1 protein-coding gene is annotated in these 1,067 nt (G+C 54.5%); it reads left to right on the plus strand.

Annotated elements, in window-relative coordinates; all coding sequences use genetic code 11:
- Positions 1-1,067: cadherin repeat domain-containing protein (locus Q8W32_RS16510; protein WP_305415687.1), on the plus strand; the 1,067-nt coding region annotated here is incomplete at both ends.

Genomic DNA, 1,067 nt, shown 5'->3' on the forward strand with positions numbered 1-1,067 from the left:
GACGCGACGGCGGTTTATTCGTTGTCTGGTACAGATGCGTCACTGTTCAGCATCAACTCCGCTACAGGCGAAGTGACGTTATTGGCGGATGCCGACTACGAAACCAAACCAAGCTACAGCTTTACTGTCACAGCGACAGATGGCGCCGGTAACCACACGGACCAAGCCGTTACCCTGGTGGTTAATAACCTGGATGAAGCAGCGCCAAGCATTACTTCTGGCGCGACGGCTACCGCGATCGATGAAAACAGCGGTGCCGGTAGTGTGATTTATACCGCGACTGCCGATGACTCCGCAGATATCTCTGATGGCGTGGCTTTCTCGCTCTCAGGCGACGATGCAGCGTATTTCAGCATCAACTCAGCCACCGGCGAAGTGACCTTGTTGGCGGATGCCGATTACGAGACCAAGTCCAGCTACAGCTTTACTGTCACCGCTACCGACGGAGCCGGTAACCATACCGATCAACTGGTTACACTCGATGTAAACAACCTCGACGAAATCGCGCCAACGATTACTTCCGGCGCGACGGCTACTGCGATCGCTGAAAACTCAGGTGCTGGGCAAGTGGTGTATACCACGACGGCCGATGATTCCGCGGATATTTCTGGAGGTGTGACTTTCTCGCTCTCTGGCGACGATGCGGCGTACTTCAGCATCAACTCAGCCACAGGTGACGTTACCTTGTTGGCCGATGCGGACTATGAGACCAAATCCAGCTACAGCTTTACTGTTACAGCCACCGACGGCGCGGGTTTACAAAATAGCCAAGCCGTGACGCTGGATGTGAATGATCTGGATGAAGTGGCACCGGCATTTACATCTGGTTCAACAGCGACCGCCATTGACGAAAACTCCGGTGAAAACACGGTGATTTACACCGCGACCACGGACGACGCGACGGCGGTTTATAGCCTCTCAGGGGATGATGCAGGGCTGTTCAGCATTAATTCAGCCACCGGCGAAGTGACGTTGTTGGCGGATGCCGATTACGAAACCAAACCAAGCTACAGCTTTACTGTCACCGCCACCGATGGAGCTGGTAACCATACCGACCAAACCGTGAC

Source organism: Oceanobacter sp. 3_MG-2023 (genome assembly GCF_030688925.1).
GTDB lineage: Bacteria > Pseudomonadota > Gammaproteobacteria > Pseudomonadales > Oceanobacteraceae > Oceanobacter.